Below are 21,104 nucleotides of genomic sequence, written 5' to 3'. Positions count from 1 at the left end.
GAATAGATGTCATTTTTTATAAACCATATAGCACTTTCTGTAAAAGATGTTAATGATTCTGTAGCTTTTTATCAGAGGGTATTTCAATTAAAAGAGATTGAAAATAAAGCATCAAATTCTAATACGAGATGGTTGTCGTTAAACGAAGGCAAACAGTTGCATTTAATTCCTCGTCCAAATTTTGAAATCAAAACAAATAAAGCTGTTCATTTTGCTTTGTCTACATTAGACTTTGATTTATTTGTAAAAAAAATAGAAAATTTAAATATTGAATATACAGATTGGCATGATGTTCCTAATGAAATTTTTATTAGAAAAGATAGCAAAAAGCAAATCTATTTTCAAGACCCAAATGGGTATTGGATAGAAGTAAATAATGATGTTTAAGCAAACAAAGTAGCAAAAGCTTCTTCTATTTTGCCAACTAAAACCAATCTTATTCCGTGGTTTTTAGAAGAAATCTTATTGTATTTAGAAGCAACTAAAGTTTTGTAACCTAATTTTTCTGCTTCTGTAATTCTTTGGTCTATTTTAGAAACAGGTCTTATTTCTCCTGCCAAACCAACTTCTGCAGCAAAACAAACATTTGGGTTAATGGCAACATCTTGGTTAGAAGATAAAATTGCAGCAACAACGGCTAAATCTATTGCCGGATCATCTACATTTATGCCTCCGGTGATATTTAAAAAGACATCTTTTGCACCTAATTTAAAACCAGCTCTTTTTTCTAGAACCGCTAAAATCATGTTTAATCTTTTTAAATTATAACCTGTTGTAGAGCGTTGAGGTGTTCCGTAAACTGCGGTAGAAACCAGGGCTTGTATTTCTATCATTAAAGGTCTAATACCTTCTAAAGTGCTTGCAATTGCGGTTCCGCTTAAATCTGCGTCTTTCTTAGAAATTAATATTTCAGACGGATTAGAGATTTCTCTTAATCCGTTAGAAAGCATTTCGTAAATTCCTAATTCTGATGTTGAGCCGAATCTGTTTTTTTGGCTTCGTAATATTCTGTAAGTATGGTTTCTGTCTCCTTCAAATTGTAAAACAACATCTACCATGTGTTCTAAAATTTTGGGTCCGGCAATGTTTCCATCTTTATTGATGTGTCCGATTAATAAAACCGGGGTAGCGGTTTCTTTGGCATATTTAATCAATTCTGCAGCAGTTTCTCTTATTTGAGAAATAGTTCCGGGAGAGGCTTCTATGGAGCTTGTGTGTAGTGTTTGTATAGAATCGATTACCAAAACTTCTGGCATGGTCTCTTCTATGCTTTTAAAAATATTTTGAGTATTGGTTTCTGTTAAAATTAAACAGTTAGAGTTGTTGGCTTCTAACCTTTCTGCTCTCATTTTTATTTGAGACTGACTTTCTTCTCCAGAAACATACAATACTTTTTGGCTGATGTTTAAGGCAACTTGTAATAATAAAGTAGATTTACCAATACCAGGTTCTCCTCCTAAAAGTGTTACCGAGCCTTTTACCAATCCGCCACCAAGAACGGTGTCTAATTCGTTATTATTGGTTACAATTCTTTCTTCTGGATTTAGCTGAATGTCTGCAACTTTTAATGGCTTGTTTATGGTTTGTTTTGCGGTTGTAGATTGTTTCCAAACTCGTTTTTCCTCTTTTTGTATTACTTCTTCTACAATGGTGTTCCATTCTTTACAGGCTCCACATTGTCCCACCCATTTTGCATGTTGAGTTCCACAATTCTGACAGAAAAAAGTTGTTTTGGTTTTAGCCATTTAAAAAGAGTTTCTAAGGTTTGAAAGTAGTAAAGTTACAAAGTTTATGAGTGATACTTTTTAATAATCTAAAAAAATAAATTTCTCTAAAAGTTGGCAAACGGTTGCGTTAGCGATTGAAGTGGCATCCTTTTTTGTTGATAGGCGTCATTGCGAGGAACGAAGCAATCTGTTTTTATAAAGTAAGATTGCCGCAGAAAGTAAAAAAACTTTCCTCGCAATGACAAACCTCAAAAAAGATATAACGTAAAGCGCGACCTTTAGGGAACGCCCAAAATATTATTTATCTTTATTGTAAATTGGTAAAAATAAAAAGGCTAAACCTCCAAAAACGATAATCATTGCTGTTTGTGCGGTCCACATAATCCAACCAAAAGCGGTTGCAGGTTCTGTAGGAATATTAAATAAAGCCAATGCGCCGGCAACCGCAATTGGGTATAAACCGATGCCGCCATTTGTTGCTGCAATAGAAAATCCGCCAGCTATAAAGCCAATTAAAATTCCGCCAAAAGGTACTTCTAAGCCGTTAATTGCAGGTATTGTTGCCCAAAACATAGCTACATACATTACCCAAATAAATACGGTATGAAAAATAAAAGCCCATTTGTTTTTCATTTTAAAGATGCTTGTAACACCTTCAATTAAACCAGAAACAAAGGTTTTAATTTTTAATAAAAAGCCAGATGTCGCTTTTTTTACAAACGAGGTGAAAACAAAGAAACCAATGATTAGAATAACTAAACCAATAATTATTTTAGAAGGATCGAAGTTTTTGGTGAGGAGTTCGTAAATAAAATCGAACTGAACAAAAAGGGTAATTGCAACAATAGAAAGCATCATTATTAAATCTGCAATGCGTTCTGCTACAATGGTTCCGAATCCTTTTTCGAAAGGAATTTTCTCGTAATTTGCCATTACGGTTGCTCTAGAAATTTCGCCTGCTCTTGGTAGTGCTAGGTTTACTAAATAGCCAACTAAAACAGCCAAAACACTGTTTGTGAATTTAGGTTTAAAACCTAATGGTTCTAACATAAACTTCCATCTGTAGGCTCTAGAAAGATGACTTAAAATACCAAAGAAAAGCCCAAGAAAAATATAACTGTAATTGGCTTCTTTAAAGTAGGTGCCTAATGTTTCTAGAGAAATACCTGAGAGAGAATACCATACTAAAAAACCTCCCAAAGCGAGAGGTAGTATGGTTTTTAAGATTTTTTTAATATTCAAACTAAGTAAGTGTATTGTCTTTTTCGTTAGGAAATACTAAGGATGGTTTAAAGTTTTTAGCTTCTTCAAAATCCATAAATCCGTATACGATAAGAATTAATACATCATTTACAGCAACTTTTCTTGCGGCTGCTCCGTTTAATGTGATTTCTCCACTTCCACGAGGTCCAGGAATAGCATAGGTTTCTAAACGCTCTCCATTATTATTGTTTACGATTTGAACGCGTTCGCCTTCAATAATATTGGCTGCATCCATTAAATCTTCATCTATGGTGATGCTTCCTATATAATTTAAATCTGCACCTGTAACTTTTACACGGTGGATTTTTGATTTTACAACTTGTACTAACATGCAGCAAAAATACTGTTTTTTTTGATTATTATTTTTTTAATTGAATGTTGTCTATCAATCTTATTTCTCCTGCAAATACTGCAATAAAAGCGCGGTATTTATTATTAGATTCTTTGTTTTTTATGGTTTCTAATGTTTTTTCATCAGCAATTGTAAAATACTCTAAATTTAATAAAGGGTGTTTTTTAAATTGATTTTCTACCCATTCGGTTATTTTAGTAGCATTTTCTGTGCCAAATTTTTTACGTACTTTTTTAAGTGTTTTAAAAATAAAAGGTGCAGCTGCTCTATGTTCTAAAGATAATCTTGTGTTTCTAGAACTCATTGCTAAACCGTCTTCTTCTCTAAAAATTGGGCAGCCTTTAATTTTAACGGGCAGGTTATTTTTTTTGACCATTTTTTTGATAATCTGCAATTGCTGAAAATCTTTTTGACCAAAATAGGCTTTATCTGGTGTAACAATCTCGAAAAGTGTTTTTACAATGGTGCCAACTCCGTTAAAGTGCCCTTCTCTAAATTTACCTTCCATTTGATGTTCTAGTCCATCAAAATCAAAATTTTCTGATGTAATATTTTCTGCATAAATTTCTGCTACAGAAGGAAAAAACAATACGTCGCAAGAAACACTTTCTAGTAATTTGGTGTCGTTTTCTATTGTTTTTGGGTAGGTAACTAAATCTTCTTGGTTGTTAAACTGCGTAGGATTTACAAAAATACTAACCACAACAAGGTCGTTTTTTTTCTTTGCTTTGGTAATTAAAGATAAATGACCTTGGTGTAATGCGCCCATTGTAGGTACAAAACCTATGGTTTTGTTTTTCTCTTTTAGAGAGGTTAAATACGCTTTTATTTCTTGTTTGGTATTAAAAATTTTCATCCTAAAAAATTAAGTAAAGACTGCAAACTTACCAATTTAACACGATATTAGCATAATAATTTGTATTTTTGCGCTTCTTATAAAAGAGTTTGATTTAATGAAGGACAAGAGAATATTATTTGTTTCATCCGAAGTAGTTCCGTACTTACCAGAAACAGAGTTATCATCTACAGCCTTTAATGTTGCAAAAAACGCACATTCTAAAGGAGTACAAACAAGAATTTTCATGCCAAGATATGGCGTAATTAACGAACGCAGACATCAGCTACACGAAGTAATTCGTTTATCGGGTATGAACCTGGTTGTTAATGATATGGATATGCCATTAATTATAAAAGTTGCTTCTATTCCTAAAGAAAGAATGCAAGTATATTTTATAGATAATGAAGAATATTTTAAACGAAAAGCCGTTTTTACAGATGAAGACGATGAATTGTTTGAAGACAATGATGAACGTGCAATTTTCTTTGCAAAGGGAGTTATTGAGACTGTAAAAAAATTAAATTGGGCGCCAGATATTATTCATGTTCATGGATGGATGGCCTCTCTTTTACCTCTTTATTTAAAAGAATTTTATAAAGAAGAACCTTTATTTACAGAAAGTAAAATTATTACGTCTTTATACAACAATCCTTTTGAAGGAAATTTAGATGAAACTTTAGCAGATAAAGTAAAATTTGATGGTATAAGTGATGATAAAATAGCAACAATTAAAACACCAAATTTTACTAATATATTAAAAAGTGCCATAGAAAATTCTGACGCAATTATACATGGTAGTGAAGAAATTTCAGAGGAATTAACTTCTTTTATAGAAGGGAAAGAAATTCCGGTTTTAGAGTATCAATCTGAAGACTTAAAAGAAAGTTATTTAAATTTTTATGCTGATTTAATTGCAGCCAATTAATTATATTATAGGGTGAGGAAATTTTTAGAGAAAAGCGCATGTGTTGTTGCTTTAATATTGGTATTTACAGCTGTTGTATCTTGCGAAAAAGATTTTACAGATATTGGTTCAAGTATTGTTAGCAATACAAAATTTGATACAGACGCTTTAGTCATTAATGAAGTTACTATTGAGAATAGTGATGTTACAAGTGTATCTTCGGGTAATTTATCTTTAGAACCAGGACAATATTTATTAGGAGTACACGCAAGTGATGCTTACGAAAAAATAGAAGCATCTATTGTTTCTCAACTAGCTTTAAGTTCGGGTTTACAGGTGGTTGATGATGCAAATGTTTATGTCTCTGATACAACTGTTGTTACAACAATAGATACTGTTTTTGTAAAATTACCATATCAAGTAGTTTTAAATGATGATGCTACGGCATATGAGTTAGATTCTATAATAGGTAATCAATCTAAAGCATTTAATTTAAATGTTTATCAAACCAATACTTATTTAAGTACTTTAGATCCTGATAATCCATCAAAAATTAATAGTTATCAATCTAATGATGTTTTTGAAAAAACAGGGAGTATACTAAATACTACTGCAGACTTTAAGTTTTTGCCATCATTAACAGATTCTATTGTGGTTAAAAGATGGTTAAGTACTGGGGCGTTGGCAACAAAAGATACGGTAACTTATTTAAATTCTACTTCTACACTTCCTCTTCCTTTTGCAGCAATACCTTTAAATGAAGCTGAAATTAAAAAAATATTTTTAGATAAATATGAGTCATCAGAATTTGACACTCAGGCTGCATTTAATGATTATTTTAGAGGACTTATTTTGGAAGCGAATGGTGATGAAGGCTCTTTAATTTCTTTTAACTTTAATGGTACAGTTAAGCCTTCATTAGAAATTTATTATACAAATACGGTGGTTATTGGTGATAAGGTTCTGGATACAATTTACAAGAATGATAGTTTCTTATTATCAGGCGTAAGATCAAGTATCTATAAGATGGAAGATAAAACCTATCCTGCAGATAATATTGTAGTACAAGGAGCAGCGGGTAGTGAAGCGGTAATAGATCTTTTTGGAGTAGATGCTGATGGAAATGGAATAGCAGATAAAATTGAAGAATTAAGAGCAAGAAATTTACTGATAAATGATGCTTCTTTAACTTTTTATATCAATCAAGATGTAGATACAACAGCAGTGCCTTACCAATTGTTTTTGTATAAAAGTGATGAAAAAATAAACCCTACTTATAGTCAAATAAAAGACGTTTACTCAGAAGGAGCTGCTATTTTTGGAGGTTTATTAGAAAGAGATAGTAATGGTAAAAAAGAAAAGTACACTTTTAGAATTACAGATTATATTTCAGATATCTTAAGTGAAGAAACCGATTATTCTCCGAAATTAAGATTAAAAGTAATTAACTCAACAGATTTACAAACGGTTACAGATACTGTTTTTAGGAACTATAATTGGAATCCAAAGGCGGTTACCCTTTTAAATCAATCTGCTATAAACGAAGCTAAAAGAGTAGAGTTTAAGATTTCATATTCAGAAAAGAAAAACTAACTAACTAACTAAAAAAATAATTGTTATGTGTGGAATAACTGGCTATATCGGTTTTAGAGAAGCTTACCCAATAGTGATAAGTGGCTTAAAAAGGCTAGAATATCGTGGTTACGATAGTGCTGGAGTCATGATGTATGATGGTAAAGAAATACAACTTTCTAAAACTAAAGGAAAAGTATCTGATTTAGAAGAAATAACAAGTAAAGAGCTAGGAAGGAGAAAAGGAAATATAGGAATTGGTCATACCCGATGGGCTACACATGGTGTGCCTAATGATGTTAATTCTCATCCACATATTTCTCAATCTGGAGATTTGGTAATTGTTCATAACGGAATTATAGAGAATTATGATTCTCTTAGAAAAGAATTAATTTCTAGGGGGTATACTTTTAAAAGTGACACAGATACAGAGGTTCTTGTTAATTTAATTGAAGAAGTAAAAAAACAAGAAAACTGTAAATTAGGTAAGGCTGTACAATTAGCGTTAAATAATGTTATTGGAGCTTATGCTATAGCTGTTTTTGATAAAACAAAGCCAAACGAGTTAGTAATTGCTCGTTTAGGAAGCCCAATTGCTATTGGTGTAGGGAAAGATAATAAAGAATTTTTTGTAGCTTCAGATGCTTCCCCTTTTATAGAGTATACTAAGGATGCTATTTATTTAGAAGATGAAGAGTTGGCAATTGTTAAGATAGGGAAACCTATTAAAGTCCGTAAAATTAAGGACGATACGATGGTTGATGCTAATATTCAGCAACTAAAAATGAGCTTAGATCAAATAGAAAAAGGTGGTTATGATCATTTCATGTTAAAAGAAATTCATGAACAACCAAAGGCTATTATAGATACTTATAGAGGTAGGATGTTGCCAAATGAAGGGCTTATTAAAATGTCTGGTATTGATGACAATTTAAATAAATTTTTAAATGCTAATAGAATTATCATTATTGCTTGTGGTACTTCTTGGCATGCAGGTTTGGTAGGGGAGTATTTATTAGAAGATATGGCGCGCATACCTGTTGAGGTTGAGTACGCTTCTGAGTTTAGATACAGAAACCCTATTATTACTCCAAATGATATTGTTATAGCAATATCTCAATCTGGAGAAACCGCAGATACCTTGGCTGCTATTAAATTAGCAAAGTCTAAAGGAGCATTTGTTTTTGGAATTTGTAATGTGGTGGGATCTTCTATTGCTAGAGAAACACATGCAGGAGCTTATACACATGCTGGTCCAGAGATCGGTGTAGCTTCTACAAAAGCGTTTACCACTCAAATAACAGTTCTTACATTAATTTCATTAAAACTTGCAAAAGCAAAAGGAATAATGTCTGACTCTGTTTTTAGAGTATATCTACAAAAAATGCAATTAATTCCTGCAAAAGTAGAAGCGCTTCTAAAAATTGATCAAAAAGTTAAAGAAATAGCTGCTGTTTATAAAGATGCAAAAAATTGTTTGTATTTAGGTAGAGGTTTTAATTTTCCGGTAGCATTAGAAGGGGCTTTAAAATTAAAAGAAATTTCTTATATTCATGCAGAAGGGTATCCTGCAGCAGAAATGAAGCACGGGCCTATTGCTTTAATTGATGAAAATATGCCAATTTTTGTAATTGCAACTAATAAAGGTCATTACGAAAAAGTGGTTAGTAATATTCAGGAAATAAAATCTAGAGCAGGTAAAATTATTGCGATTGTTACAGAAGGTGATGTACAGGTTAGAGAAATAGCAGATCATGTTATTGAAATTCCTGAAACAGAAGAGGCGTTAACTCCTTTGTTAACAACAATTCCTTTTCAGTTACTATCATATCATATTGCAGTGATGTTAGGAAAAAATGTAGATCAACCTCGAAATTTAGCAAAATCGGTAACGGTGGAATAATTTTTGATAATTTACTATATAATAAAACCCAGCGATAAGCTGGGTTTTTTTGTTTTTAGAAAAAAAAGTAAACTACTATTATAACTAGTACTTGTTAAAAAAAAGAATCTTTATTTATTCATTGATAAAATATATATAAATGATAAAATAAAATTATGCTTATATTAGACTCTAATATACTTAATATAGAAAATAAATTATCAGCAGATATAAATTTTAATCTCTATATTTAGATAATCTAAAGTTATGAATTATAATCAAATAGCCATCTTGTTTTTACAAGGTACTATAGTTGCCTCAGTAATACTCTTATTATTCCGTCTTAGAAGACAATTAGGTATTGGAGTTATGTATGCTTGTTTGGGGTTGTTTCAATTTGTGCAAGTATTTCTATATAGTACTGTTTATGTTTCAGTAACAAGCGATTTTAATGTTCCTCCGGGGTCCGCGGTTTTTTTTACAGCAACTCTTTTTGTTTTATTAATGGTTTATATAAAAGAAGATACTAGTGAAACAAAAAAAATAATCTATGCGTTGTTTATTGTAAATATCGTAATGGCAATTCTTTTACAAACATTGAATTGGCATTTTGGAAATTCAACTATAAATGGCCCTATAGACCTGCCTACAACTTTTTTTGAAGTTAGTCCATGGGAATTATTTATAGGTACAATTACATTGTTTTTAGACGCTTTTTTAATCATAATTTTATTTGAATATATATCTAGAAAAGTACGATTCTTATTCTTACAAATTTTTTTAACAATGTTAATCGTTGTAAGTTTTGATACTCTTTTTTTTGTAACCGTAGCTTTTTGGAATTTAGAAAATTTAAAATCAATTATTATATCAGGATTGATCTCAAAAGGAGTTTTTACACTTTTTTATAGTGGTCTTCTTTATTTTTATCTAAGGTTTTTTGATTCTAGTGAGCCTTTAACACATATATTTAATATAAAGGATGTATTTCAGCCTTTAACATATAAGCAGAAGTTTGAATCTGTAGAAAAAGAAATTAAAGAAGCTGCAGAAATGCATCGTATACTTACAGAGCATTCTAATGACTTGTTTTTTTTGCAAGAACCAGATAGTACATTTAAATACATTAGTCCTTCTATAAAAAAGTTATTGGGTTATGAACAATTAGAGTTTATAGGAAAACAAGTTTTTAGTATCATACATAAAGATGATGTTGAGGTATTAAAAGATGTGTTAGAACAAAAACTGTTTAGCAATGGTATTATTTCCGAAGCAATTCCTTTTAGGGTTCGTCATAAAGAAGGGCATTATGTTTGGTTAGAGTTTTTATCGTCTCCAGTATATAAAGAGAAAGAAAAAGAGATTAGCTATTTTGTTACCTCTGCAAGGGATATTACACAGAAGGTAATTGCAAATCAAAAAATTCAAACATCATTAGAGTTATTAGAAAAGAGTGAAAATTCTTTAAAAGAGGCTAGTAAAGTGGCTAAAATAGGATATCAAGAATATGATTTAGCCACGGATACTTATAAATGGTCTGATTATGTTTATGATATTTATGGCGTAGACTATAGGGGGAAAATACCGTCAAGGAAAGAGATTGTGTCAATTTTTGACAAGGAATCTCAAAGAAAAATAAAGGAAATATCAGAAGCACTTACGGTTAAAGGAACTCCTTGCGATGTGGAATTAAGGTGTATCAATTTAAAAGGAAAAGAAGTTTGGGTGCGTTATGTAGCAAAATCTGTATACAACCAGCAAAATGAAATTATTGGAAGAAGAGGTGTCTTACATAATATTACAGCTTTTAAAAAGTCTCAACTTGAATTAGAGCTTTCTAAACAAAAAATTCAAACCTCTTTAGAATTATTAGAAAATAGAAAATACTCTATGGATGAGGCTAGTAAAGTAGCTAAAATAGGGTATTGGGAACATGATACCTTAACAGATAATATTATATGGTCTGAGTATATGTACCAAATATTTGGTTTAGATCCTAAAGATGGGGTTCCTATACGAGAAGAGGTTTTAGCATTTTTTAATAAAGAATCTCAAGAAAAATTATTACCAGCTACGTTGGATCTCACGTTGAAAGGTATTCCTTATGATATTGAATTGAAGTGCATCAATCTGAGAAAAGAAGAGGTTTGGGTAAGAAATGTTGCGCAACCTATTTATAACCAACAAAATGAAATTGTAGGTAAAAGAGGGGTAATGCAAAATATAACAAGTTTTAAGAAAACTCAATTAGAACTAGAGTTTTCTAAACAAGAGATTCAAACAACTTTAGATCTTTTAGAAAAAAGCCAATACTCATTAAAAGAAGTAAGTAAAATAGCCAAAATAGGGTATCAGGAATATGATATTGCAACAGATACCTATAAGTGGTCAGAATATATTTACGATGTTTTAGGGTTTGATGCAGATAAACCGATACCAACACGAGAAGAATTACTATCAATTTTTGATAAAGAGTCTCAAAGAAAGATACAACAATCTGCTTTAGATATTGATTTAAAGGGAATGCCTTGTGACATTGAGTTGAAGTGTACTACTTTAAAAAATGAGGAGATTTGGATACGAAACGTGTCTCAGCCTGTGTATGATGAACAGAATAAAATTGTGGGTAGAAGAAGTATTATGCAAGATATTACTGCATCTAAAAAAGCACAATTTGCATTAGAACTTTCTAAAGAAAAGATACAAACTTCTTTAGAGTTGTTAAAAAGAAGTGAATACTCTAAAAATGAAATGAGTAAAGTGGCTAAAATAGGGTATCAAGATTATGATATTGAAACGAATACCTATATATGGTCGGATTATATGTATAATGTTTTAGAATTTGATAGAAAAGAAGGAGTGCCTCACCTAAATAAAATTCTATCAATTTTTGATAAAGAATCTCAAAATAAGATAGCAAAAGCTTCTTTAGATGTTGATTCGAAGGGGCTTTCTAGTGATATTGAGGTGAAATACATCAACTCTAAAAAAGAAGAAATTTGGTTGAGATATTTAGCACAACCGGTATATAATAAACAAAATGAAATTGTAGGTAGAAAAGGAATTTTACATAATATTACAGAATCTAAAAAAGCATTGCTCGAATTAGAAGTTTCTAAACAAAAAATTGAAGATTCTCTTCATCTTTTAGCTATAAAAGAGCGCTCTATGAATGAGGCAAGCAAGTTGGCTAAAATTGGGTATTGGGAGTATGATATTGCAAACGATACTTACATTTGGTCCGATTATATTTATCAAATATTTGGTTTAACTCCCCAAAAAGGAACTCCAGTTCAAAAAGAAATTCTAAAATTTTTAGATGATGAATCTAAAGAAAAATTAGTAAAAGCAAATGAAGAACTTAATTTAAATGGAGGTTCTTTTGATATTGAGGTGAGACTAGTTAATAGTAAAAAAGAGGAGGTTTGGGTAAGAAATGTAACTCAGCTAATTTATAATCAGCAAAATGAAATTATTGGTAGAAGAGGTGTTGCCCAAAATATTACATCTTCTAAAAAAGCACAATTTGAACTAGAACTTTCTAAACAAAAAATTCAGACTTCTTTAAGTCTTTTGGAAAAAAGAAAGTATGCTATGGATGAGGCAAGTAAAGTTGCTAAAATAGGTTATCATGAATATGATATTGAAACCGATACTTTTATGTGGTCTGAGTATCTGTATCATATTTTTGGATTAGATATTAATAAGCGAGTTCCATCGAGAAATGAAATTATAAACTTTTTTAATAAAGATTCACAGAAAATAATAGTAGAAGCAACTAAAGAACTTGATACAAAAGGGATTCCTTATGATATAGAATTAAAGATACTTAATCAAAGAAAAGAAGAAGTTTGGGTACGTAACGTAGCGCAACCGGTATACAACCAACAAAACGAAATTATTGGTAGAAGAGGTATTACGCAAAACATTACAGAGAAAAAATTAATTGAAGAGAAAAATTTAATAATTACAAATAGATATAGAGAGTTGTTTGATAGTGCTACAATCTCTATTTGGAATGGGGATTTAAGTCTTGTAATGCAACAGTTAGCAGAACTTAGAAAACTTAACATAACTAATATTAGAACTTATTTAGAACAGCACCCAGATGTATTGTTTTCAATACTCCAAAAAGTAAAAATAAATAAAGTTAATAAGGCTACCGTAAAATTATTTAAAGCAGAAACTGATAAAGATTTTTTAGTAGGAAATATACAAGATACCTTTGGTAAAGGTGCTCATAAAGTGTTTGGGGAGTTAATTATATCCATATGGAATAATAAAAGAACATTTACATCAGAAGTAAATTACAAAACCTTAAAGGGAGATGAGTTTGCAGCTATAATTTCTATTCCTATTCCTCAAACAGAAATAGAACAAAAAACAGTTCCTGTTAGTATTCAAAGTGTTCAAAGTATAAAAGATGCAGAATCAGCAAAACGAGAGTCTATTAAGAGATTAAAAGAAGCTCAGAAATTAGCAAAAGTAGGAAGTTGGATATTTAATCCTTTAAACCAAGAGTCAGAGTGGTCTGAAGAAACATTTCATATTTGGGGTTTAGACCCAGGGATAGGTAATCCTAAGTTTGATACAATTTTAAATCAGATTCATCCAGACGACTTAGAATTACATAATAGTTCTGTTGATAAAGCTATCCGTTTAGGAATTCCATTCGATATTGAATTTCGAATTTTCCTACCCAATGGTGCTCAAAAAACGTTGCGAGGTCTTTGTCAACCAGTAATAGGTGATGACGGAGAAGTTATTAGTTTAAAAGGTGCCACTCAGGACATAACAGAGCAGAAACGAATAAGAAATGAAATTGAAAAAGCAGAAGAGATGTATCGTATATTAACCGATAACTCTAATGACTTAATCTGTTTACACGAAATGGATAGTACTTTTAAATACATTAGCCCTTCTATAAAAGGTATTTTAGGGTATGAACAAGCGGAACTTTTAGGTAAAAAGGTATTTAAAGTTGTCCATAAAGAAGATATTAGTTCTCTAAAAAAAGTTATGGAACAGAGAATGTTTAGTAGTATGGTTATTGATGCTTTTGTTTGTAGGGTACTCCATAAAGAAGGACATTATGTGTGGCTAGAATTCTTATCATCTCCTGTTTATAAAAATAAAAAAATTAGCTCTTTTATTTCCACCGCAAGGGATATTACACAATGGATTTTAGCAAAACAAGAAATTCAAGAATATCAAACATCGCTTCAAAAATTAACCACAGAAATGACTGTGATAGAAGAAAAACAGAAAAAAGAAATTGCGACCAATATTCATGATCATTTAAGTCAGTCTTTGGTTATTTCTAAAATGAAAATTAATGAGTTAAAGAAAAGGCCACACTTAAAATTAATAGATGATGATTTAAAGTTTATTGAAACACATATTTCTGAAGCTTTAGAAAATAGCCGAAAAATCACTTATGAACTATCGCCACCAGTATTATATCAATTAGGTATTATTGAGGCGTTAAATTGGTTGTTTGATAATGTAGAGGTAACTCATAAGATAATGTGTGTAGTTAAGAGTAATGTAGATAGTATAAATCTTGATGAAATAAAATCGATTTTATTGTATAGAAGTATACAAGAAGTTTTAATGAATGCAATAAAATATGCCAATGCTTCTTTAATTACTTTAGATCTCGATAAAAATAAACTAGGGCTAAATATTTTTATTACTGATAATGGTGTTGGGTTTGATACTTCTATATTAAACAACTATCAAAATCATTCTGGTTCTGGCTTTGGATTATTTACAGTTCAAGAACGTATTAGAAACATACAAGGAAAATTTACCATAAAATCGAAAATAAATGTGGGAACAACTGTAGAATTTTTTATACCTTTATCTAAATGACTTATCTAAAAGAAATTAAAATAGTATTAGTTGATGACCATAAATTGTTAAGAGATGGTTTAAGAAACATTATAGAACAAAGGTCTAATATGCATATTATTGGTGAGGCTTCTGATGGCAGAGAAGCTATAAAAACATGTTTAAAATTAGCTCCAAATGTTATTGTTATGGATGTTGCAATGCCTGGTTTAAACGGCATAGAGGCAACAAAACAAATTCATAAAGAAAACTCTGATATAAAAATAATAGGTCTTTCTATGCATTCTAGTAAGCAATTTATTCAGAGTATGTTTAAAGCGGGTGCTTTTGGATATCTATTAAAAGATGGAGATGCTGATGAATTAATAACAGCAATTTCTACAGTAATGCAAAATAAAAGATATCTCTCAAGAGAAATTAATCAAGAGTTTCTTACAGTACTTAAAGAGAAGAAAGCATTAGAAAAAACACAATTGAGCTCTAGAGAAAAGGAAGTATTGCAGTTAATAGCAGAAGGTAAATCATCTAAAGAAACAGGAGAAATTTTGTTTTTAAGCCCTAAAACGGTTGATGTTCATAGAAATAATATTATGAAAAAGATAGATTTACATACAATTCCAGAATTAACAAAGTATGCGATTCAAGAAGGTTTAACCTCATTAGATCTTTAACTTATTAGAGCATTAGTTTGTTTATTAATAATCAAATGATAAGCATATTGCTTATGTAAATACTTCTAAAAAAGGCCTACATTTGAGTTTCTCCCCTGGTAATTTTTTAAAATATTTGCCTTATCTTGAAATCAAAAAAAAATAATTTATTAATAGTAGAGGACAATTCATTTGTTGCAAAGGCTATTGTTAATGCTGCTAATGAAATTAGTAGTATTGGAGATGTTTGTTTAACAGAGTCTTTGCAAGAAGCAATTTCTTTTTTTGATAATACTTATTTTGAATTAGTAGTACTCGATTTAAAATTACCAGATGGACATGGAATAGAGCTTTTGAAAATTCTTAAAGAAAAACAAATAGAAACAAAAGTGTTTGTTTTTTCTGTAAGTACAGAGCTTAAGCTTTTTTGTTTAAAATATGGTGCATTGGCTTTCTTTGATAAAGCGAAAGATTTTGATGAATTAATAGAAGCTATTACAAACGCTTAACCAACCTACCACAAGTATTTTATTTTTTTATTTACATAGCATAAAAAAAGCTAAACGACAAGGGGGTGGCTTAGCTCTATTATTAATATAATTATGGGGGGGTAACTACATTAATATTTTTTATCAAAAATAGTTTTCGTTTATTTTAAAATTTCAAATAAACTACACTTCAAAGATAGATAAGAATGTTAGTTTTTTCAATAGGTAATTTTCTTATTTCTAGAATAACTTTTTAGGTGATTTTATTTTGAAGGCTATAAGGTGTTAAATTATTTTTTTTAAAAAATTAAAAAACTTTACATTATGCAGTATAGACTTTTATTAGTTGTTTAAAAATAGCTCATAAAAAAAGCTAAACGTCAAAGGGGGGAGTTTAGCTTTTTTATTAATACATTATGGGGGGGCTAAATACATTAATATCTTTTAATAAAATAGTTTTAGCGGTTTCTGTAATTTTATGATTTACAGATAACTAATAAACTATATTTCAAAGATAGATAAGAATGTTAGTTTTTTCAATAGGTAAATTTCTTATTTTTTGAATAATCTTTCGAGTAATTTTGTTTGAAGACTATTAAGTGTTAAAGTGTTTTTTATCAAAAATCAAAAAACTTTACATTATACAGTATAGACTTTTATCAGTTGTTTAAAAATAGCGCATAAAAAAAGCTAAACGTCAAAGGGGGGAGTTTAGCTTTTTTATTAATACATTATGGGGGGCTAAATACATTAATATCTTTTAATAAAATAGTTTTAGTGGTTTCTGTAATTTTATGATTTACAAATAACTAATAAACTACACTTCAAAGATAGATAAGAATGTTAGTTTTTTCAATAGGTAAATTTCTTATTTTTTGAATAATCTTTCGAGTAATTTTGTTTGAAGACTATTAAGTGTTAAAGTGTTTTTTATCAAAAATCAAAAAACTTTACATTATGCAGTATAGACTTTTATCAGTTGTTTAAAAATAGCGCATAAAAAAAGCTAAACGTCAAAGGGGGGAGTTTAGCTTTTTTATTAATACATTATGGGGGGGCTAAATACATTAATATCTTTTAATAAAATAGTTTTAGTGGTTTCTGTAATTTTATGATTTACAAATAACTAATAAACTATACTCCAAAGATAGATAAGAATATAAGTTTTTTCAATAGGTAATTTTCTTATTTTTTTAATATTGATTAAAAGTATGCTTTTTTAAAGGTTAATTGTTATAGCCTAATGATGGTTTAATAATAAAAATGATAAGCATTTTGCTTACGTTTATATCTAATAAAACCACTTATCTTGCCTTTAATTCATCTATTATACCCCTTATATTGAAATCAATTTTAAATAATTTACTAGTAGTGGAAGACAACTCTTTTATTGGAAAGAGTATTGTTAATGCGGCTAAGAAAAATACAGGAATCAAACACATTCGTTTAACAGAATCTTTACAAGAGGCAATTACTCTTTTTGCTGATACAAATTTCGAATTGGTGATACTAGATTTAAAACTACCTGATGGAAATGGTATAGAATTATTAAAAATCCTTAAAGAAAAACAAATAGAAACAAAAGTGTTTGTTTTTTCTGTAAGTATAGAGCTTAAAAGCTATTGTTTAAAATATGGGGTTTGTACTTTTTTTGATAAAACGAAAGATTTTGATAAATTAATAGAGGCTATTACAAACGCTTAAGGATAAGTGGTGTTTCATTAATTTTAAAAATAGCGCATAAAAAAAGCTAAACGACAAGGGGGTGGTTCAGCTTTTTATTAATATAATTATGGGGGACTAAATACATTAATTTATTTTTAAAAATAATCTAAAATCAAGATATAATATTTGTTAAAGATTACACTACAAATATAGATAACATTGTAAGGCTGTTCAATAGGTGAATTTCTTAGTTTTCAATTATTTAAAGAAAAAAATAAAACCCAGTTATAAACTGGGCCTTATTTTTTAGATTCTAACTTCAAAAGTAATAGGGATACTGTAACTAACACCAACAGGAGTTCCTCTTTGTTTTCCAGGAGTCATGGTAGGTAAGGCACTAATAATTTCTACTACTTCTTTTTCTAATCTAGGGTGTGGTCCTCTAGCTCTAACATTTGCTATTTTACCTTTTTTGTTAATTGTAAAAATTACAAATAATTTCTTTTTACCAGGTTGTAAGCCTAATTCGTTAGCTAAATTAACATCAAACTTTCTACCAAAAAACTCAGTTACTTTTTTTGTAAAACAGTCTTTTAAGGCTTTGTTATCTCCTTTACATCCAGGGTAAACAGGTACGTTTTCAATTAAGATAAAAGGGATGTCTTCTACAACCTCTTCTACTTCTTCTACCTCTACAATATCATCTGTATTTACAATTACACCTTCTGTTTCATCTGTTTCTGTAGATTCTATAACGGTTTCTTCTATTTCTTTTTCATCTTCTACAACTGTAATTTGTTCTACAACTGGTGGAGGTGTGTTTTTTGGTGGTGGTTTTACTTCTTGCATTTCTATGATAGGAATGTCTTCTTTCATATCATCGATCATATTGGCTTGTCCTAAGCTTTTTAAATCATTCCTTTCATATGTTTTATATTCAATTAAAGTGTAGGTAATAAATAAGGTTAGCACTAACCCTATTTGTAAGAAAATCTTGCTATAATTTTCTAACTGTTGTTTTGGGTTTTTTTTAACGTCCATTTTGAAATCCTTTTAAATTATGTAATTTTTACTTTGTTATTTAAAAATAGCTTTAGAATTATCAAATTCTCAGGAATTTGGTTTTCTATTGTAAAATTAAAAATTAAAAGGACTTTAAAATATGATTTTCATCATACTTTGTCGTGTATTTTTGTAGGGATGTTATTGTTCCAAATAGTAAGTATTTCTGTAGCTACACTTGCCCCACTACCGGCAGCAATTGCAAACTGGCTTCTGCAACCAGCTATTGTACCGCAACAGTATAAGCCATCTTTTATAAGATGGTTTTTGTTTTTAAGTTGAATTCTATCTTTAGAAGGGTTTGCACTACCATGAGGTTCTATAAAAGTGGCTAAACCTTCTATTGTAAATGGTTTAGAATAATTTAAAGCAACAATTACAATTTTACTAGAATAAGTAGCATTGTTGGTTGTTATTTGGTAGCCATTTTTAATATTTAAGACAGATAAAACTTTTTCGTTTTCTATTTGTTGTACATCTGGGTATAAGGTAGCAAGTTGTTCTTTACCTTTAATTAGAATATCTTTTCCTAAAGTTTTAGGAGGCAAACCTAGTACGTTATTAAATAATGCGTCTTGTAGATGAGATGCTCTTTGGTGCATAATAATTCCAATATTTTTATCGGCTGCAAAAGCTTTGTTTTTTGCAGAACCTAATACCAACGCACATTGCATTGCAGAAACGCCTCCTCCTATAATTAAAACATCAAAAATCATTTAAATAAAAAGGACTTTAATATTTGCTGCAAATAATTTTACAGAAATAGCTAATAAAATTACACCAAATATCTTTCTAATTATTTGAATTCCGTTAGGACCTATTATACGTTCTATTTTAGAAGATGTTTTTAATACAAAATAAATTAAAAGAACGTTTGCTAAAACAGCAACTATAATGTTTTCTAAATGAAACTCAGCTCTTAAAGAAAGTAAGGTTGTTAAACTACCTGGGCCAGCAATTAAAGGAAAAGCTAAAGGGAAAACAGAGGCTGTAATTGCATTAACATCGCCTTCATTATCTTTATAAAGCGTAATTCCTAAAATCATTTCTAAAGCAATAAAGAAAAGTATAAAGGCACCTGCAACAGCAAAAGAATGTACATCAATTCCTATTAATTTTAATAAACTTTGTCCTAAAAACAAAAAAATAATCATAATAATCCCTGCAATTATAGCTGCTTTTTCAGACTGAATATGACCTGCTTTTTTTCGTAAGTCTATAATAATAGGAATATTACCAATAACATCTATCACAGCAAACAAAACCATAAATGCAGTAAAAGCTTCTTTAAAAATAAAATTCATAATTTTTTATATTTTTGGCAAAATTAGGCAACTTAGTTTAGGAAAACGTAAAGTTATAGAAAAAAATAACACTATTTTTGCGGTATGTTTCAACTCGGAAAAACTATAGTATCAGAAAATATTATCGAAAAAGATTTTGTTTGCAATTTATCTGCATGTAAAGGTGCTTGCTGTATAGATGGTGACGCAGGTGCTCCCTTAGAAAAGGAAGAGACAAAAATTTTAGAAGATATTTATCCTAAAGTAAAACCTTTTTTAAGAAAAGAGGGCATTGCTGCAATTGAAAAACAAGGCACTTGGGTTACCAGTGAATGGGGAGAATTAGAAACTCCTTTAATTAATGGTGCAGATTGTGCTTATGTTATTTTTGATGAAAAAAAGACGGCTTTGTGTGCTATTGAAGAAGCTTATAATCAAGGAGAAATCGATTGGAAAAAACCAGTTTCTTGTCATTTATACCCGATTAGAATAAAAGACTACAGTGAGTTTTCTGCTGTAAATTATGATAAATGGGAAATTTGCGACGATGCTTGTACCTTAGGTAAAGAATTACAAGTGCCTGTTTATAAGTTTGTAAAGCAAGCTTTGATTAGAAAGTATGGTCAAGACTGGTATGATGAATTAGAAATAGTTGCAGAAAAGCATTTAAAAAATAGGTAGTTACACTATAAAAAATATTTTAGCCTAAAAGCATCAAAGAAATTTGATGCTTTTTTTGTGGCACGTTAATTGGTTTAACAAAGTTTTAACATTTAAAAACTTTCTAATTATGAAAAACACCAAGAAACTACCAACCAAACAATTAGAAAAATTCTCTAACCTTTTTATGCAGTTAGGGCTTGTATTAGTACTCTTTATAGTCTTTGTGACTTTAGAATACCAAACCGAACAGAAAACAATAGTTGTTCTTAAGCCAGATAAAAACAAAATTGTTTATGTAGAACCAGATGTAGATGTTCTTTTTACAAAACAACCTAAAGTTGTGCCTCAAGTAAAGGTTATAAAAGCAGCACCATTTATTGTAGATGAGGTTGTAAAAGGAGATAATACTATTATTGAAACAATTATAGATAATACTCCAATAGAAGATCCTGTTTTAATTGATATAGATAAAGTTGTTGAGGTTTATGTTATTGATGACTTTATTGAAGATGTAGATTTTGTAAGTATAGAAGATGCACCTGTTTTTAAAGGATGTGAAAATTTATCAAAAAAAGAAAATAAGATTTGTTTTGATAAAAAAATGAAACAGTTTGTACAACGTAATTTTGATGTAGGATTGGCAACTGAAATAGGTTTACGTTCTGGCAAACATAAAATACAGACGCAGTTTGTAATAGATGATAAAGGAGATGTAGTTGATGTGATGATTAGAACAGCGTATAAAGGTTTAGAAAAAGAAGCTTTAAGGGTTATTAAAAAGTTACCCAAATTTAAACCTGGTAAACAAAATAGTAGAACGGTTAAGGTTAGATATAATTTACCAATAGCTTTTCGTTTAGAGTAAAATAAAACCCAACCAAAAGGTTGGGTTTTTTATGGAA

The 21,104-nt window shown here is 29.9% G+C and carries 17 protein-coding genes; 10 read left to right on the top strand and 7 right to left on the bottom strand.

What is annotated here, in order from left to right:
* Positions 1-6 precede the first annotated feature (6 nt).
* Positions 7-387 (top strand): VOC family protein, encoded by a 381-nt coding sequence (locus tag WHD07_RS10250; protein WP_343328307.1) that lies wholly within the window; start codon positions 7-9, stop codon positions 385-387.
* On the opposite strand, the gene radA is transcribed toward WHD07_RS10250, so the two are convergent.
* The 4 genes from radA to panC form a co-directional block, all read right to left on the bottom strand.
* Entirely contained in the window at positions 384-1,745 is a 1,362-nt protein-coding gene (gene radA / locus WHD07_RS10245) for a DNA repair protein RadA (RefSeq protein WP_343328306.1), read from the bottom strand. The genes WHD07_RS10250 and radA overlap by 4 nt on opposite strands.
* A 279-nt stretch (positions 1,746-2,024) precedes the next feature.
* Positions 2,025-2,969 carry a lysylphosphatidylglycerol synthase transmembrane domain-containing protein gene (locus WHD07_RS10240; RefSeq protein ID WP_343328305.1) on the bottom strand — a complete coding sequence of 315 codons (945 nt, stop codon included), beginning with the start codon at positions 2,967-2,969 and terminating at the stop codon, positions 2,025-2,027.
* A gap of 1 nt (position 2,970) precedes the next feature.
* Positions 2,971-3,321: an aspartate 1-decarboxylase gene (panD, locus tag WHD07_RS10235; RefSeq protein ID WP_036825265.1), complete on the bottom strand. Its 351-nt coding sequence runs from the start codon at positions 3,319-3,321 to the stop codon at positions 2,971-2,973.
* A gap of 28 nt (positions 3,322-3,349) precedes the next feature.
* Complete coding sequence (gene panC, locus WHD07_RS10230; protein ID WP_343328304.1) at positions 3,350-4,198, bottom strand: pantoate--beta-alanine ligase; 849 nt, start codon at positions 4,196-4,198, stop codon at positions 3,350-3,352.
* A 97-nt stretch (positions 4,199-4,295) separates the two neighbouring features.
* Between panC and WHD07_RS10225 the strand changes: the two genes are divergently transcribed.
* From WHD07_RS10225 to WHD07_RS10195, 7 genes are all read left to right on the top strand, one after another.
* On the top strand, positions 4,296-5,105 hold the full coding sequence (locus WHD07_RS10225) for a glycogen/starch synthase (RefSeq protein WP_105049877.1): 810 nt from the start codon (positions 4,296-4,298) through the stop codon (positions 5,103-5,105).
* 12 nt (positions 5,106-5,117) lie between these two features.
* On the top strand, positions 5,118-6,677 hold the full coding sequence (locus WHD07_RS10220; protein ID WP_343328303.1) for a DUF4270 family protein: 1,560 nt from the start codon (positions 5,118-5,120) through the stop codon (positions 6,675-6,677).
* A 25-nt stretch (positions 6,678-6,702) separates the two neighbouring features.
* Positions 6,703-8,559 (top strand): glutamine--fructose-6-phosphate transaminase (isomerizing), encoded by a 1,857-nt coding sequence (gene glmS, locus WHD07_RS10215; RefSeq protein WP_343328302.1) that lies wholly within the window; start codon positions 6,703-6,705, stop codon positions 8,557-8,559.
* Between the two features lie 246 nt (positions 8,560-8,805).
* Complete coding sequence (locus tag WHD07_RS10210) at positions 8,806-14,412, top strand: PAS domain-containing protein (RefSeq protein ID WP_343328301.1); 5,607 nt, start codon at positions 8,806-8,808, stop codon at positions 14,410-14,412.
* Positions 14,409-15,062: a response regulator transcription factor gene (locus WHD07_RS10205; RefSeq protein WP_343328300.1), complete on the top strand. Its 654-nt coding sequence runs from the start codon at positions 14,409-14,411 to the stop codon at positions 15,060-15,062. Before WHD07_RS10210 ends, WHD07_RS10205 begins: the two co-directional genes overlap by 4 nt.
* 125 nt (positions 15,063-15,187) lie before the next feature.
* Entirely contained in the window at positions 15,188-15,550 is a 363-nt protein-coding gene (locus tag WHD07_RS10200; RefSeq protein WP_343328299.1) for a response regulator transcription factor, read from the top strand.
* 1,320 nt (positions 15,551-16,870) lie between these two features.
* A complete protein-coding gene (locus WHD07_RS10195; RefSeq protein ID WP_343328298.1) occupies positions 16,871-17,233 on the top strand; it encodes a response regulator in 363 nt (120 codons plus the stop codon).
* Between the two features lie 267 nt (positions 17,234-17,500).
* Here the strand turns inward: WHD07_RS10195 and WHD07_RS10190 are convergent, their stop codons facing one another.
* From WHD07_RS10190 to WHD07_RS10180, 3 genes are all read right to left on the bottom strand, one after another.
* Complete coding sequence (locus tag WHD07_RS10190) at positions 17,501-18,235, bottom strand: energy transducer TonB (RefSeq protein ID WP_105049883.1); 735 nt, start codon at positions 18,233-18,235, stop codon at positions 17,501-17,503.
* A 131-nt stretch (positions 18,236-18,366) separates the two neighbouring features.
* Positions 18,367-18,972 carry an NAD(P)/FAD-dependent oxidoreductase gene (locus WHD07_RS10185; RefSeq protein ID WP_343328297.1) on the bottom strand — a complete coding sequence of 202 codons (606 nt, stop codon included), beginning with the start codon at positions 18,970-18,972 and terminating at the stop codon, positions 18,367-18,369.
* On the bottom strand, positions 18,973-19,560 hold the full coding sequence (locus tag WHD07_RS10180) for a MarC family protein (RefSeq protein ID WP_343328296.1): 588 nt from the start codon (positions 19,558-19,560) through the stop codon (positions 18,973-18,975).
* Positions 19,561-19,644: 84 nt separating this feature from the next.
* Between WHD07_RS10180 and WHD07_RS10175 the strand changes: the two genes are divergently transcribed.
* Positions 19,645-20,220 carry a DUF3109 family protein gene (locus WHD07_RS10175; protein ID WP_343328295.1) on the top strand — a complete coding sequence of 192 codons (576 nt, stop codon included), beginning with the start codon at positions 19,645-19,647 and terminating at the stop codon, positions 20,218-20,220.
* Between the two features lie 109 nt (positions 20,221-20,329).
* A complete protein-coding gene (locus WHD07_RS10170) occupies positions 20,330-21,067 on the top strand; it encodes an energy transducer TonB (RefSeq protein ID WP_343328294.1) in 738 nt (245 codons plus the stop codon).
* The last annotated feature ends 37 nt before the right edge of the window (positions 21,068-21,104 follow it).

Source organism: Polaribacter staleyi (assembly GCF_038024045.1).
In the GTDB taxonomy this organism is placed as follows: domain Bacteria; phylum Bacteroidota; class Bacteroidia; order Flavobacteriales; family Flavobacteriaceae; genus Polaribacter; species Polaribacter butkevichii.
This window is presented reverse-complemented; position numbering and strand designations above follow the sequence as displayed.